This window comes from Nitrobacter sp. (assembly GCF_051535215.1).
In the GTDB taxonomy this organism is placed as follows: Bacteria; Pseudomonadota; Alphaproteobacteria; order Rhizobiales; family Xanthobacteraceae; genus Nitrobacter.
The window spans coordinates 37,670-51,127 of sequence record NZ_JBPPLY010000011.1; the positions used below are offsets into that span (position 1 = coordinate 37,670).

Annotated in this window: 12 protein-coding genes; 5 read left to right on the forward strand and 7 right to left on the reverse strand. The window is 58.1% G+C overall.

The features are described from left to right. Nucleotides 1-235: 235 nt before the first annotated feature. The 7 genes from ACS3WB_RS11685 to ACS3WB_RS11715 all read right to left on the reverse strand — a co-directional run bounded on the left by ACS3WB_RS11685 (nucleotide 236) and on the right by ACS3WB_RS11715 (nucleotide 7,240). The gene (locus tag ACS3WB_RS11685; protein WP_438275729.1) at nucleotides 236-2,080 is read right to left on the reverse strand and encodes a putative bifunctional diguanylate cyclase/phosphodiesterase; all 1,845 of its coding nucleotides are present in this window, start codon (nucleotides 2,078-2,080) and stop codon (nucleotides 236-238) included. A gap of 492 nt (nucleotides 2,081-2,572) precedes the next feature. After that, nucleotides 2,573-3,523 (reverse strand): multicopper oxidase domain-containing protein, encoded by a 951-nt coding sequence (locus ACS3WB_RS11690; RefSeq protein WP_438275730.1) that lies wholly within the window; start codon nucleotides 3,521-3,523, stop codon nucleotides 2,573-2,575. A 65-nt stretch (nucleotides 3,524-3,588) separates the two neighbouring features. Then, nucleotides 3,589-3,945, reverse strand: a complete 357-nt coding sequence (locus tag ACS3WB_RS11695) for a c-type cytochrome (RefSeq protein ID WP_438275731.1) — start codon at nucleotides 3,943-3,945, stop codon at nucleotides 3,589-3,591. Next, a complete protein-coding gene (locus ACS3WB_RS11700; protein ID WP_438275732.1) occupies nucleotides 3,945-4,622 on the reverse strand; it encodes a c-type cytochrome in 678 nt (225 codons plus the stop codon). The genes ACS3WB_RS11695 and ACS3WB_RS11700 overlap by 1 nt, the downstream gene beginning before the upstream one ends. Before the next feature lie 22 nt (nucleotides 4,623-4,644). Beyond that, entirely contained in the window at nucleotides 4,645-5,721 is a 1,077-nt protein-coding gene (locus ACS3WB_RS11705; RefSeq protein WP_438275733.1) for a multicopper oxidase domain-containing protein, read from the reverse strand. A 228-nt stretch (nucleotides 5,722-5,949) separates the two neighbouring features. Beyond that, nucleotides 5,950-6,600, reverse strand: coding sequence for a tetratricopeptide repeat protein (locus ACS3WB_RS11710; protein ID WP_438275734.1), 651 nt, complete (start codon nucleotides 6,598-6,600; stop codon nucleotides 5,950-5,952). A 211-nt stretch (nucleotides 6,601-6,811) separates the two neighbouring features. Further along, nucleotides 6,812-7,240: an RrF2 family transcriptional regulator gene (locus ACS3WB_RS11715; RefSeq protein WP_438275735.1), complete on the reverse strand. Its 429-nt coding sequence runs from the start codon at nucleotides 7,238-7,240 to the stop codon at nucleotides 6,812-6,814. Nucleotides 7,241-8,584: 1,344 nt separating this feature from the next. Here ACS3WB_RS11715 and narH point away from each other — a divergent pair. The 5 genes from narH to ACS3WB_RS11740 all read left to right on the forward strand — a co-directional run bounded on the left by narH (nucleotide 8,585) and on the right by ACS3WB_RS11740 (nucleotide 13,457). Continuing rightward, nucleotides 8,585-10,126: a nitrate reductase subunit beta gene (gene narH / locus ACS3WB_RS11720; RefSeq protein ID WP_438275736.1), complete on the forward strand. Its 1,542-nt coding sequence runs from the start codon at nucleotides 8,585-8,587 to the stop codon at nucleotides 10,124-10,126. Nucleotides 10,127-10,746: 620 nt separating this feature from the next. After that, a complete protein-coding gene (locus ACS3WB_RS11725; RefSeq protein ID WP_438275737.1) occupies nucleotides 10,747-10,959 on the forward strand; it encodes a hypothetical protein in 213 nt (70 codons plus the stop codon). A 601-nt stretch (nucleotides 10,960-11,560) separates the two neighbouring features. Next, on the forward strand, nucleotides 11,561-11,818 hold the full coding sequence (locus ACS3WB_RS11730) for a PilZ domain-containing protein (protein WP_438275738.1): 258 nt from the start codon (nucleotides 11,561-11,563) through the stop codon (nucleotides 11,816-11,818). A gap of 2 nt (nucleotides 11,819-11,820) precedes the next feature. Continuing rightward, a complete protein-coding gene (locus ACS3WB_RS11735) occupies nucleotides 11,821-12,252 on the forward strand; it encodes a hypothetical protein (RefSeq protein ID WP_438275739.1) in 432 nt (143 codons plus the stop codon). 131 nt (nucleotides 12,253-12,383) lie between these two features. Next, the gene (locus tag ACS3WB_RS11740; protein WP_438275740.1) at nucleotides 12,384-13,457 is read left to right on the forward strand and encodes a flavodoxin family protein; all 1,074 of its coding nucleotides are present in this window, start codon (nucleotides 12,384-12,386) and stop codon (nucleotides 13,455-13,457) included. Nucleotide 13,458: the final 1 nt, after the last annotated feature.

Sequence of the window (13,458 nt, forward strand, 5' to 3'; positions counted from 1 at the left end):
GAACTATAGCGTTTTCGAGCGAAGTGGCTACCTGTCCGCGTGAAGAAAACGCATCAACAAAAACATAGAGCCCGCTTCCGATTCCATCAAAGCGAAACGTTCTAGCCAATATTCGTCACCTTATCCGGCGATTGTTATTTGCGAACACAATTCGGTGTGAGCGGACCACGTGGGTGAGATGTCATGGTGCGCAACGCCCATGGCTTATCAGTCCCACGGCAACATGGTGCGGCGGTCAGCGCCTGTAGCGGTTGGCGCGAGGATACGCCGGTCGGCTCTCCTGCACCGGCCGGCTTACCTGACTCTCGCGATTGTCGCTGACCGTCCGGCCGCCCGGTTGGAGCTCTTCGAGAAAGACGGGCTCGGAGAAATAAAAGCCCTGTGCGTATTTGATCCTCGTCGCGGCTTGCAGATAAGCAAGTTCTTCGAAGGTTTCGACGCCCTCCGCAATCACCGTCATTCCCAAAGCATCGCTGAGAGATTCGATCGCCTTCAGAATGCCCTGGCTGCGCGGACGCTTGTGGATGTCGATAATGAATGACCGGTCGATCTTGATTTCATCGGCCGTGATATCGGCGAGGGCCGACAGGGAAGAGCAACCGGTCCCGAAGTCGTCGATCGAGATTCCGACGCCAAGCTTCCGCAGGATGGGCAGGATCTCCGCCTGGAAACGAGTTTTCGCGACGAATGCGTCTTCCGTGACCTCAACGATGAAACGCGTCGGACAGCCGGTCTTCTCAAGCGCCCGAGCAAAGGACGTCATGAACGCCACGTTGCCCGCCTGCTTGGCGGCAACGTTGATGCTGATGCCGACGCCGGTTCCGAACGCATCATCGATGAGATCGATCGACCTCATGATCTCTGCCAGCACTAGATGCGTCAGCTCGTCAATCAGACCAAGTTCGACTGCAAGATCGATGAACGTTCCGGGCGCCTGGATGATGCCTTCGTCATTGCGCAGCCGAACCAGCGCCTCGATACCCTTGATCTGCCTGGTTTTGATGTCGACCTTCGGCTGAAACGCGCAACAGAAGCGTCTGTCAAGAATCGCAAGCCGCAGCGACTGTTCGATTTCCATCCGAGCCAGCGCCTCGCGCTGCATGCCGGCATCGAAAATGGCGGCCGCGCCTTTGGTTTCATTCTTGATGCGATACATCGCGGTGTCGGCGTTTTGACGCAACACCTCATAACTGTCGCCATGATCCGGATAGATGCTCACGCCGATGGATGCGGATGCGAACAGCTCCGATCCGTCGATAAAGAACGGCGCCTTGAGCCGCTGCAACACGAACTCGATGTATTCGGCAACCTCGGCGTCGCTCTGGACCGGATTGAGCAGGAGCAGAAACTCGTCGCCGCTGATCCGGGACAGCATATCGGTGGTGCGAAGGCCAAGGCCAAGGCGCCTGGCAACCTCGACAAGGAGGCCGTCCCCGGATGCATGACCGTAATAGTCGTTGATGTGCTTGAAATTATCGATGTCGAGAAAGGCCACGGCAAATCTGACCGGGTCCTCTTCCTCGCGGATAAGACTGTTGGCGTGCTGCTCGATGACCCGCCGGGTCGGCAGACCCGTGAGCCCGTCATAGTATGCACAACGGAACAGTTCCTCTTCGGTAGCCTTTTGCTGGCTTATGTCGACGGAACTCGAAAGCACGAACTTTCTGTTCGAAATCAGAACGGGCTCATGCGTGGTAAGATAGGCTTTTGTCCCGTGGTCGGTCCGAACGAGCTCTTCGGACACCCTGGTCTTGGCCGATTGAAGCGCCCTGCGAGCGATATGGCTGCGATCGTTCAATTCTCTTGAGCGGAACGGCGCGCTCGACGCCGTTTCGACGATGTCGTCTGCCGGCATATTGAACTGCGTCGCGGCAGCGGCGTTCACGAGAACGAAATTTCCCTGTTCGTCCTGAACCGTCACACCGGCCGGAAGCAACCTGACGACTTCACTCAGGAAATTTAGCCTGGAAGATATATTACCGTCGAAGCAGAAGTCTTTCCGATCGCTTTGCAAACCGTCCTGCGGGTCCCCTTCTCTCGCGACAACAGAAATTTCGCTTGGCTCAGGTGAACCGGACATGAACTTCCCAACCTTCACCACGTTCTGAAAGGGGAAATTACCGGACTTTCAGGCTCTCGCGGTCTGCAATGGCCGGGTGCAGTCACACAACTGGACGCCCCTACCTTCCGCAGGAAAAGGATAGCTCCAGCACCTTGTTGGATGGTTAAATCGAATGCGCAAACAAGGCAGCACTTTCCACACTGGGCGCCGCACTTCCGGTTCAGAGCCGACTTATTATTACCGATACATGAATACGATGCGTGATATATCTACCATCAGCGTCCCCTCGGCAGGGTCGCGCGGCTTGACGCTTTCCTCAACAGTCAGGCGGCCTGTGCAGGCCGCACATCGAACCTGGCTGGACTGAACCCTTGCCGACGGGATCATTCATTCCAGATACCGTCAACTCTCCGATCGGGCAGCGGTTCTGGATCAAGCTCTGATTTTGATCACTTCAACCTTCTCGATATTTGACGTGGAGCGCCAACGACGCTCCACGTCAGGCTGATCTCAGCGGACCAGAATCTTGTCACCACGCCCCATCGTGGGGTCGGCCTTGTTGCTGAACATAATGACCGCGATCGCGCCCGTAAGTGCGGCACGCATTGAATGGTTCACCAATGCATTAGCGCCTTCCGTCGGCGAAATGAGGTCGAACGTTGCAGCATCACCCGGCGCCAGGGTGTAATTCTGCATCCCTACCATCACGTTTTTCGGATTTCCGGACGGATAAACCCTGTCCCAGATGCCCGCGATCGGATGAAATCCGGAAAACTCGTTGGGTCCGGCATTGACAAGGTAGATGCGCACGCGTTCACCGGGCTTCGCCTCGAGAGTCTGCGTCGCGTGCTCGTCATGCACGGGGTCATACTGGAACGGAACGGCGTTGAAGGCATCGCGCTTCCACTTGTTCGCCATCATGCTGTCGACGTCTTCAGGATTCTCGAAGATCTGATGCTCGATCAGAACATATTCGCGATCCGCCTTGGGCATCGCATTGGGATCCTTCGGATCGACGATGACCGCTCCGATCATGCCGCGGGCAATGTGCTGGATCATCGGATCGGAACCGCAATGATAGAAGAACACGCCGGCATGTTCCGGGACGTATGAGAACGTCTTGGTTTCACCGGGTTTGATCGAGGCAAAATTCGTCAGGACATCGGTGCGCGCAGAATGCATATCGATAGAATGCGACTTCTTATTAGCGGCGTCATTCTTCAACGTGAATTCAATCGTGTCGCCTTCGGTCGCGCGGATCACCGGACCAGGAACCTGGCCGTTATAGGTCCAGGCGGCGACCGTGTGGCCTTCGTTATCAAGCGGCACGGTGACCTCTTTGGCCGTCAGTTCGACCTTGACCGTCTTGGCCTGGGCCGCGGTGATCGCGGCGCCCGCCAGAATCAGGGCCGACGCGACGCCCCCCATGATGGCGCTCTTCTTCAAAACTGCGGTCGTCATTGAAATCGATCTCCCCTTCACAATCGCTCTCCGCTTCATGATTTGATATGAGCTCCTTGTTGGATTCATTTTCCGCATTTGCAGACCTGTCTGAGATATTTGACCAGACCCTTGATCTGGTCTTCCGACAGGACGCGCCCCCAGGTCGGCATCAACACCGACTTGTTGACGGCGAGTCCTCCTTCCTTGATAGCTTTGAACAGTTCGTCATCGGGGGTGTCACCCATACCCTTGGCTTCGGTGTGATCCCGCGGCTTCACGGAAAGGGCGGGCACGTTGATGCCCGTGCCGTTGCGCTGAAGACCGTGACACTGCACGCAATAGACCCCGTAGATCTGCTCGATCGATTGATCGGCATGGCTCGTCGATGAGGCGAGCAGCAGGACCAGGCCGGCGATAGCCGCCAACATTTGCGTTTTCATCACTTGCCTCCTTGACCCAGTTGCACCAGGAACGCGGTCAATCGCTGGACGTCCAGATCCTTCAAATTCGACGTCGGCATCCAGATATGCGGATCGAAACGCTGCGGGTCGGTGGTATAGGCGGCGATGAAATCGGGCTGGAGCCGCGCTCCCGCATCAGTCAATCGCGGTCCGGAAAGACCACCTTCGCCGTTTTCACCTTGATGACAGGCGACACAGCCACGAAACTTGATGAACGCGAGCCCACCCATGCGCGCACCCTTCATGTCACCCTTGAAGGCGCCAGCCGGAACGAGATCGGCGGGAGCTTTCAAAGCCATCAACGCCTCCGCGGTCGCTTCGGCATCCGCCTTCTTCAGCTTGGGGTGCGCCGCGATCTTGGACTGATCGATCTCATCGTGCTTGGCGCCCTTCTTGATGTTCTTGAAATACGGATAACCCGCAGGGCGTATGGGTTTGGGATCCTGCAACCAGGAAACCAGCCATTCCTTGTTGAACTTGCTGCCGGCAAACCAGAGGTCGGGACCCTTGCGGGTCAGCAGCCTGTCCAGCGACGTGTCCGTCGGCTTTGTCAGCGCGTGACAACCTCCACAACTCGGATCCAGTTTGTCCGCAGCGATTGCGCTGCTCAGGAAAACCGCGGTCAAACCTGCGACGGCGAAAAAAAGCCCTTTCATATCTACTCTCCTTTCAATGGCACTAGGGCGCGGGATCGCCTTTGAAGGCAGGGTTGTCGTACATGCCGAACGGCTTTTTCATCGACTCCTCGTAATAAAAATCGGGTACGAACTCTTTGTTTTTCCATTTGTAGAAAGCCTGGTCCTTCACCGGGATTTCCTCGTATTCGATGGTCGTCATCATGCCGCCCATAGGCTTGCTGCCGTTCACCGTGTGCTTGTCGATGTGATCGTGCACCATCCAGATGCCGGGATTGTCGGCGCGCAGGATCAGGTCGTAGCGCTCACCTGGTCCGAACAGGATGGTGTCGGCGAGGTAGGGATTGGCGAGCGGACGGCCGTCCTTGGCGTAGACCTCGAAGTCATGGCCGTGGATATGGATGGAATGCATCTCATCGCCGGCGCCGATCAGGCGGATGCGGACGACATCGCCCTGCTTGATCCGCAGCGGCTGGGTGTCGGGAAAGGACTTGGCGTTGACGGTAAAGAAATCCGGCACGTCACCGGGAACGCCGCCGTAGCCGGGCTTCTTCGCCCAGGCGGACGCCCAGCTGGAAAACATCATGATGTAGTCTTTTGTGACTTCCTTTTCGGCCGGCGGCGGATCTTTCGGATCGACGATCAACGGCCCCCACATGCCCCGCATCGCGACATGCTCGTTGACGTTGACATGACAGTGGTACCACATGGTGCCGGACGGCTCGGCCTTGAAGCGATAGGTAAAGGTTTCGCCTGGCGGAATTGCCGGTTGCGTCGTGTCGGGAACGCCGTCGTTCTTCCACGTGCCGCGCTGAAACATCCCGTGCCAATGAATCGTGTGCGGCAACGTCGTCTGGTTGTCGACATCGATCTCGACATCATCGCCCTCCTGCACATGAATCAGCGGACCCGGAGTCTGGCCGTTGAAAGAGAACGTGTGGAAAGTCTGTTTATCGACCAGCTTGATGATCGTATCGTCGATAGTCATCGAAAAATGGCGGGTCTCCGCCGAGGCCATCGGCGGACCGACGACGCATAAGACCGCACTTGCGGCAAAGGTGAATTTGACGAGGCGTGCGCGCAGCAGACAGGGTTGCAGGATCATGGGTATAACATGCATTTTGAATTGATGTTTTTTGATAGGCCTCTATCAGAGGCCCTTCGAGGCGGGTGGCATTCTTATCCGTCAGGCATCCAGTTGTGCTGCCGCCGGGGATGTTGAACAGTCCTGGTGATCATGACGCACAAACCAAGCCAACAAATCTGAGAACTTCGTGCCATCTTCGGAACCATAAAGCAATATATAAAATTCATCTTTTTCACCGAGATCGCTCGCGCGTGGGACAACCTACATTCCCGAGGCACAGAGAGCTTGCAGCGTAAGTTGATTGATGCCGACCTCCTCCGCAGCCGTCGGCATCACCATCCATAGCCTGTCATTCCAGGTCTGGTCGCTTCCCACCGTCCGCATCAAACCCACCCACTTGACCAACGCCGGCTTTGCCTTGCCGTTCTGCAGCAACCAAAGCCCCATGTAGAATCGCGCGATCAGATCGTTGGGATCATTCCGGAGCGCGAACTCAAATTCCGCCTTGGCGCGATCCGAGATCAGACCTTTGTCCGCCAGCGCGAGCGCTTCCCCCAAAGCAACGTGAAGCACGCTATTGTCCGGATCACGCTTGATCGCCTGCTCGAGCATCGGAACGCTGAAGCGGGCAAGTCCAACCTGCAGCAATGCGCCTCCCGCGATCGCCCAGGATTGGCCTGCATCCTTCGCAGCTATCAGTTTCGGCAGATCGGACAGGCCTTCCAGCGGCACCGGCAGCGAAGTAGCCGCGCTATTCAGCGATACGGTGACGTGGTGAGTCGTCAGCGGCGGCAAATGCGTGAACCAGATCGCGCCCGCTATGCCGGCCGCGGCTCCTGCGACGGAGGAAGCAAGATAAAGCTTTGACCAACGCCTGGAACGCTGCTTCTGAGTTGTAGGTACTTCCCTCATGCCCCCGCGCCGCGAATAATCGAATTCACGGATAACATGCACATGAAATGTATGTTTGTACAGTCCATAAAATCGGTGAACAACAAAATTCACCGGCGAACGCAATGTAGCGGCAACAGCGGACTGTGGACGGGCTCAACGGGCTGCAGAGTCAAGTCGTCATGCAGCAGTTGTTTGTCATATCAACGAACAACGCCTCACCGCGGTCACGTCATGCCGCCGGCGGAATCCCGAAGTCTCTCGGATTGAGGATCAGATCGGCGAGGGTATAGCGATCGAGCGTCGATGTGAATGCGGCGAGCGCCTCCCTCAAGGGTGAGCGAAGCCGGCAGCGCGCCGAGATCGGACAGCGGTTGTTGGCTGAAAAGCACTCCACAAGCGCAAAATCCGGCTCGGTCGCGCACAGGACATCGCCGAGCTTGATCCGGTTCGGCTGCTTGGCAAGCATCAGTCCGCCCGACCTGCCGCGCACGGCTTTGAGATAGCCCGCGCGCGTGAGCTGATTTGCGACCTTCATGAGATGGGTCCGTGAAATGCCGTAGACGCCCGCTGTCTCTTCGATGGTAATCAACCGGTCACTGTGGGTGGCCGCATACATCAGCAAGCGAAGGGTGTAGTCGAAAAAACTTGTCAATCGCATCGGGGGTCCGCCGGCGGCAAATCGCGTAGCCAAGATCTACCGGAAAAAGATGAACTTGTCCGGCGTCTTTAGCAAGTGTATCCGGCTCCGAAGGGAGGTCACCTGTTTGTGTGAATACCGATGGACCACGGCACCCCGCAACGGCCGACATCGGGGGTCATACCCGACCATGCATACCACGACAGCAGGGTCTGGTCGGTGGGCATGATCCTGTTCGAGGGTGAATCCATCAGATTTCACGTGGACACCCGATCGACGGCTTCGGCAGCGCCGTTGCCATGGCTCACATCTGCAATTGGCACAAGAATTTCGCCGCGGCATCACCGTCGGCGTCGATAGCGGCATGCCGGATTTCAAGCGCACCGGATGCCTGGTGTTGTGGGATTTCAACCTGACAAACTGCTGGCTGACGCAAGCTTCGGCACTTGCCTAAGCAGAGAAACGCGGCGTGAGTTCATCGTCATCGCCCCACGGCAAGTGCAACTGGCACACAAGGCGGCAAGTGGTTGCGCGTGCGGCGTGCAAGACGATACCCCATCGAGTCCGATCTGAGAGAATACAGCCGCGCAGACCAATAAGTGGCATGGGAGGCATCGGCCGGATGCCCGGTTGCCTGCTCGGGGACTTCAACAGGCCCCATCACCATGTCAATTTTCTTGCGCCGGCAAATTCGAAACCGTCACCTAGCACGGCAAGATCGCCTGCCGGCCGGCGTTCGAATTATAGGTGAGCTTGTGTGCCGGGACCTGTTCGCCGGAGAAAACGCAGCAGCCGGCGTCGGGAAATGGATCCTCTTTTGTCCTAGTCAGTTTTGTCCTGGTCAGTTTCGGAGTCCATGCCCAGTTTGCGCAGCAAAATGTCGGAGCGCCTTGTCAAGGCCCGATGCGGCCAGAACGCGACACCAACGAACTCGGATCATTACTCGCCCTCCGAGTGCTATCGGTGCGCGCGAAATTTAAATCGTACGCTCGGAAAGGATGTCGTTTGCACTGAATACTGCTGGTCTCGAAACCGCCTTAGCGCATCTCCCAAAAAAGTGATTGCGGTTCGATGGAACCAAAGGAACGAAGTGTGGAGCCTGAGGTTAGGGCCGAAATGCGCAGACCCGCGTGAGGCGGTCCGCGTGAGAAACATAATCGCCGACACCCCCGACAAACTCCGCGTAGCAATGGAACTTGTCACATTAGGCGCGTGGCCCACTGCGATCAGCAAAGTTTGAAGCGGTGGCAAACCCAAGGACGAAAGGTCCCAGAGACAAAATCAAGAAAAAGCATAACATCATTAAAGAGCCAACGAACATAAGGTACGGGAACAAAGAAACAAAGGACGCGAAGGAGTATACACATGGACATTCGAGCTCAAGTTTCGATGGTCTTTCACCTGGATAAGTGCATCGGCTGTCATACCTGCAGCATCGCGTGCAAGAACATCTGGACCGATCGCAAGGGCACCGAGTACATGTACTGGAACAACGTGGAGACGAAGCCGGGCACCGGCTATCCGACGCGTTGGGAAGACCAGACCAAATACCGCGGCGGCTGGGTCGTCGACGGAGAGCGTCAGAAGAACCTGCGGCTGCGGCTGCAGGGCAAGTGGGGCACGCTCACCAACATCTTCTACAACCCCTATCTGCCGACGCTCGACGATTACTTCGAGCCCTGGACCTACGATTACCAGAACCTGATCAATGCGCCTCTGGCCGACGAGCAGCCGACCGCGCGCGCGATCTCGATGGTGACGGGCAAGTACATGGACACGATCGAGGCGGGCCCGAACTGGGACGACGACCTCGGCGGTTCGCAGGTCTATGCGAACAACGACCCGAACCTCGACGGCGCCTCCGAAGAGGAGATGCGCCAGATCAACGAGATCAACAGCACGGTGTTCTTCTATCTGCCGCGCATCTGCAACCACTGCCTCAATCCAGGCTGCGTCGCGGCCTGCCCGCAGGGCGCGCTCTACAAGCGTGGCGAGGACGGCGTGGTGCTGGTGAGCCAGGAGCGCTGCCGCGCCTGGCGCATGTGCGTCTCGGGCTGCCCGTACAAGAAGACCTACTTCAACTGGTCGACCGGCAAGGCCGAGAAGTGCATCCTGTGCTATCCGCGTCTGGAGAGCGGTCAGCCGCCCGCCTGCTTCCACTCCTGCGTGGGCCGTATCCGCTATATCGGCCTGGTGCTTTACGATGCGGACGCGATCGAGGAGACGGCGAAGGCGTCGCAGGACCAGCTGGTGATGGCGCAGCGCAACATCATCAAGGATCCGTTCAATCCGGAGATCATCGCGGCTGCCAGGGCCAACGGCATCCCCGATGCGAAAATCGCTGCAGCACAACAGTCCCCGGTGTACCAGTTCGTGAAGAAGTGGGGCATCGCGCTGCCGCTGCATCCGGAGTTCCGCACGCTGCCGATGCTGTTCTACGTGCCGCCGCTGGGGCCGGTTCTGGCCAAGGTGGAGAACGGCGTGTACGACAACATCGCCTCTGAATCGAGGCTGGGTCCGTTGATGAGCTCGCTGGAGCGGTCGCGCGTGTCGCTGCGCTACATGGCGAGCTTGCTGGCGGGCGGCAACGAGGAGATCATCAAGGGCGTCTACAAGAAGCTGGTCGCGGTGCGCGTGTACATGCGCTCGAAGAAGGTGAAGGACATCCCGGATGAGGAGGTGCAGCGGGCGCTTGCCGAAGGCCAGACCACCGCGGCCGAGGTGGAGGCGATCTGGCGGCTGACGTCGATGCCGACCTTCGAGGAGCGCTTCGTGGTTCCGCCGATGGAGCGAGAGACGGCGGTCGACGCGCTGTTCCCGCAACTCGATCCGGTCTCGCACAACTACCCGATCCGCAGGGGCGCGGTCGGCGTCGGCTTCCACACCGACCCGGCGAGAGGACCATAGGCTCTCGCCAGGCTACGCAACGCAAAGACAGCGGTTGGGCTTCGGCCCAACCGGGTCTTGGCCGGGCCGCTTCGCGAAAGCGATACCGGTTGTGGGGAATAGTCTTCGCGATAGTTGCGCGGGGTACGCGGCCTTGTCCCGGCGATCGCGAAAGAAGCGATGCGCTTCCTTCCGAAATTGTTTCAGCAACTCCCGTATATTTTGATATTTGCCCCCGGAAGGCGAAGAATTTGCGCGAGCCCGGGCTCGGCCACAATTCTTGAGGCCGACCGGAAATTTTACAAAACCTTCGTCTCCCCTATCTCAGGTCCGCTTCGACGCCAGGTTGTCCCGCTTTCAAGCTTTTCGTAACGATGAAAGAATTCTGAAATTTCGCGGGTCGATAGCCCTGCGAAGGAAATTACCGTTATCGTTACTGAGCGAGGTTACGATCTTCTCGCCTGTTCTTCCGGACAGCCCCTCACCTACGATCCATCACGGCTTAATTGACGGTGCGTTGAGCCTCAAGCGAGATTGGCCGTTTCCTCGGCGATCTCCTCTCGACTCCCTGCCCAGGAAAAGGGCATGATCCCCCAGCGCGTCGCCCGCAGGCTACCAGTCTTTTCATGCGAAAGCTTCCAATGGACGTCATGAACAACCCCGACAAATTGAGCGTTGTCACCGTGACCGCTTCACGTCCGTTGATCCGGCCGGACGGTCGCTACGCCATTGAGCTGGCGACGGCAGAACTTGGCTCCATCGCCTTCGAGGTCGACGAGCTGGCGCTCTTCGCTTTACGGCAGGCCATCGGCGAAATCGAGACCGAGATGAACCGGAGGCCGGGGAGAGCCTAAGGAGCCGCTTTTTTGTTTATTCGGCATGAACCTTTTCGATGCGCCGCGGACATATTGGTGACCGGCGTTACATTCTTTCTCCTATCAATTCGATGCCAAAAACCGGCAGGGCCGTCCTATTTGACGGCCCGTTTCTTTTTCGGCGGATATGGGAAGGTGCCGGTAATAAACTGGTAGCAATGAAACCACTTTGCCTGGCCCGCGAAACCCAGTTGAAACATTCGGTGAGCTATCATCCCAAAAAGCGTAATGGGAAGCGTCATGATAGAAGCCACAATCGTCGCGTTGCTGCTTGTCAGCGCCGCCGTGTTCTTTGCTCACGCGTATGATGCCCTCCAGCAGGATTAATGGCGCGCCGGCGCCCTGGCTCGTACCCTGAGGAACCTGAAGCCGTCTGGCTGGCCCGTCGTCCCAGCGCTGGAATAGTACGCCGCGCTGGCCAGATGACGGCCCGCCGCCGCGAACGTCTCCGGGTGTGATTCCCATACGTTGCATTATCGATCCCCGCATTGCTGGATGGCCCTGTCCAACTCCAGCCTTTTTCTGCTCGCTTAATCGCCCGTGAACACGTTCCTGCCGGTTTCTGTTACGGGAGATCATCTTGCTGGAGCGGCGAAAAGCACTGCGATACCGGACGTTCAAGGGCGCCTCGATCGAGTTCCGTGGCGGCGCGATCGATTGCACGGTCCGGAACCTCTCCGAAAAAGGCGCGACGCTCGACGTCGCAAGTCCGGTTGGAATTCCGGATCGATTCAGCCTCCACATCAAAGGCAACTCTACCCGCAAGTGTCACCTGGTATGGCGCAAGGAACTTCGGGTTGGAATTGAGTTCGATGAGTCGTCTGACCTGAAGAGTTGAATATGCCCAAGATTGTCTACAACGACTGCCTTGGTGGATTTGGCCTCAGCTATCGCGGCGTCATGCGATATGCTGAAATCAAGGGCGCGAAGCTGTTCGCCTTCACAGACAAACGGGATGAGAACGGAATCATTCAACTTCGCGATGCGAAGATTCCCCTCGCCTCGCCTGAGGAGGCCAATGATGCCTTTCCCATCTATTACTACACATCCGACGCCCCCTCGGATCGCAACGCTTTCAATGTGAATGACATAGATCGCGCCGATCCGGCCCTCGTGCAGGTCGTCGAAGAGCTTGGCGACGCAGCAAACGGCATATGCGCGAAGCTGCACATCGCGGAATTGCCGTCCCGGGCGCTCTACCGCATCGACCGGTACGATGGCCGGGAGTCGGTGAAGACGAATTATGACTACGAGTGGAATATAGCACCCTGAGCGCCCGGCACGCACGGCTCGCGGAAGGAACCCGTTCGCTATCGCCGAGTTGATGATTGATCGGCGAGAACAACGGCTGCTTCGGCCGGATCATGACTGCCCAACATCGCGCCGCTTAAGCTGGACCGCCAATGACGGCCGACATCCGCAAGGGAATGCCATCCATCCAATTGACGAAGGAAGAATTTGAGCGACGGTTCCGCGCCCGCTTTCGCGATCCGGCCTTCGCAGACCTCAGTCCCTCCCTGCAGTCCATTATCGATGCCGCGTGGGATGGCTATCGCCATTCACGCAAGGCTCCGCTGACGCGCAAAGCCGGCCCCGGCTTTGCCGACCCGGATTACCCGATCGCGAACGACTGGCTGGCTGCACGGGACGCAATCCGAAAAGCACAGTCGCAGCACGAAGATTCCAGCCGGCCGCCACGCATCCTGCTCATCAACGGTTCGCCGCGCAGCGAGCATACATGCCCCGGTGAGATGTCGAAAACCTGGCGGATGGTCGAGCTCGCCGCTCCAATCTTCCGCGAAATGGGGTTGGCGGTCGACATCCTCAATCTCAGTCGCCTCGTCTCCGAATTCGGCAAGACTATTCACCCCTGCAAAGCCTGTGTTTCGACGTCCATGGCCTTGTGCCATTGGCCATGCAGTTGCTATCCCAACTATGCCCTCGGCCAGACCGACGACATGATGAACGAGATCTACCCGCTTTGGGTCGCGGCGCACGGAATCATGATCGTCACGCCGGTTCATTGGTATCAGGCACCGACCGCTCTGAAAGCGATGATCGACAGGCTGGTCTGCGCGGATGGCGGCAATCCCGACCCTTCGTCGACCCACGGCAAGACCGTGGCGGAAGCGAAGGCACTCGAGTTGCGGGAATGGCCTTATCCGCGACATCTTGCCGGCCGCCATTTCTCGGTCGTTGTCCACGGCGACAGCGCGGGTGCCGAAATGCTGCGCCGTGCGTTGTCCGATTGGCTCACCGATATGTCGCTGATCGCGGCAGGCCGTGTCGCCGAACTGGACGGATTTATCGGCTATATGGAGCCTTACGCAACGTCGCATCAGGCGTTGGATGACGATGTCGCATTCCAGAAAGAAGTATTGAATGCGGCCCGCGCGCTTGGGAACGCCGTGCTGCTCCATGAGGCCGGACGGTATGACTCGCCATCCGCCGGACTGGTCGATCCGGAACCCAAATAGC

Bases quoted from the DNA above. Each gene is read 5' to 3' on its own strand.
- ACS3WB_RS11685 (WP_438275729.1), bottom strand. From the start codon at position 2,080: ATGTCCGGTTCACCTGAGCCAAGCGAAATTTCTGTTGTCGCGAGAGAA.
- ACS3WB_RS11690 (WP_438275730.1), bottom strand. From the start codon at position 3,523: ATGACGACCGCAGTTTTGAAGAAGAGCGCCATCATGGGGGGCGTCGCG.
- ACS3WB_RS11695 (WP_438275731.1), bottom strand. From the start codon at position 3,945: ATGAAAACGCAAATGTTGGCGGCTATCGCCGGCCTGGTCCTGCTGCTC.
- ACS3WB_RS11700 (WP_438275732.1), bottom strand. From the start codon at position 4,622: ATGAAAGGGCTTTTTTTCGCCGTCGCAGGTTTGACCGCGGTTTTCCTG.
- ACS3WB_RS11705 (WP_438275733.1), bottom strand. From the start codon at position 5,721: ATGCATGTTATACCCATGATCCTGCAACCCTGTCTGCTGCGCGCACGC.
- ACS3WB_RS11710 (WP_438275734.1), bottom strand. From the start codon at position 6,600: ATGAGGGAAGTACCTACAACTCAGAAGCAGCGTTCCAGGCGTTGGTCA.
- ACS3WB_RS11715 (WP_438275735.1), bottom strand. From the start codon at position 7,240: ATGCGATTGACAAGTTTTTTCGACTACACCCTTCGCTTGCTGATGTAT.
- narH (WP_438275736.1), top strand. From the start codon at position 8,585: ATGGACATTCGAGCTCAAGTTTCGATGGTCTTTCACCTGGATAAGTGC.
- ACS3WB_RS11725 (WP_438275737.1), top strand. From the start codon at position 10,747: ATGGACGTCATGAACAACCCCGACAAATTGAGCGTTGTCACCGTGACC.
- ACS3WB_RS11735 (WP_438275739.1), top strand. From the start codon at position 11,821: ATGCCCAAGATTGTCTACAACGACTGCCTTGGTGGATTTGGCCTCAGC.
- ACS3WB_RS11740 (WP_438275740.1), top strand. From the start codon at position 12,384: ATGACGGCCGACATCCGCAAGGGAATGCCATCCATCCAATTGACGAAG.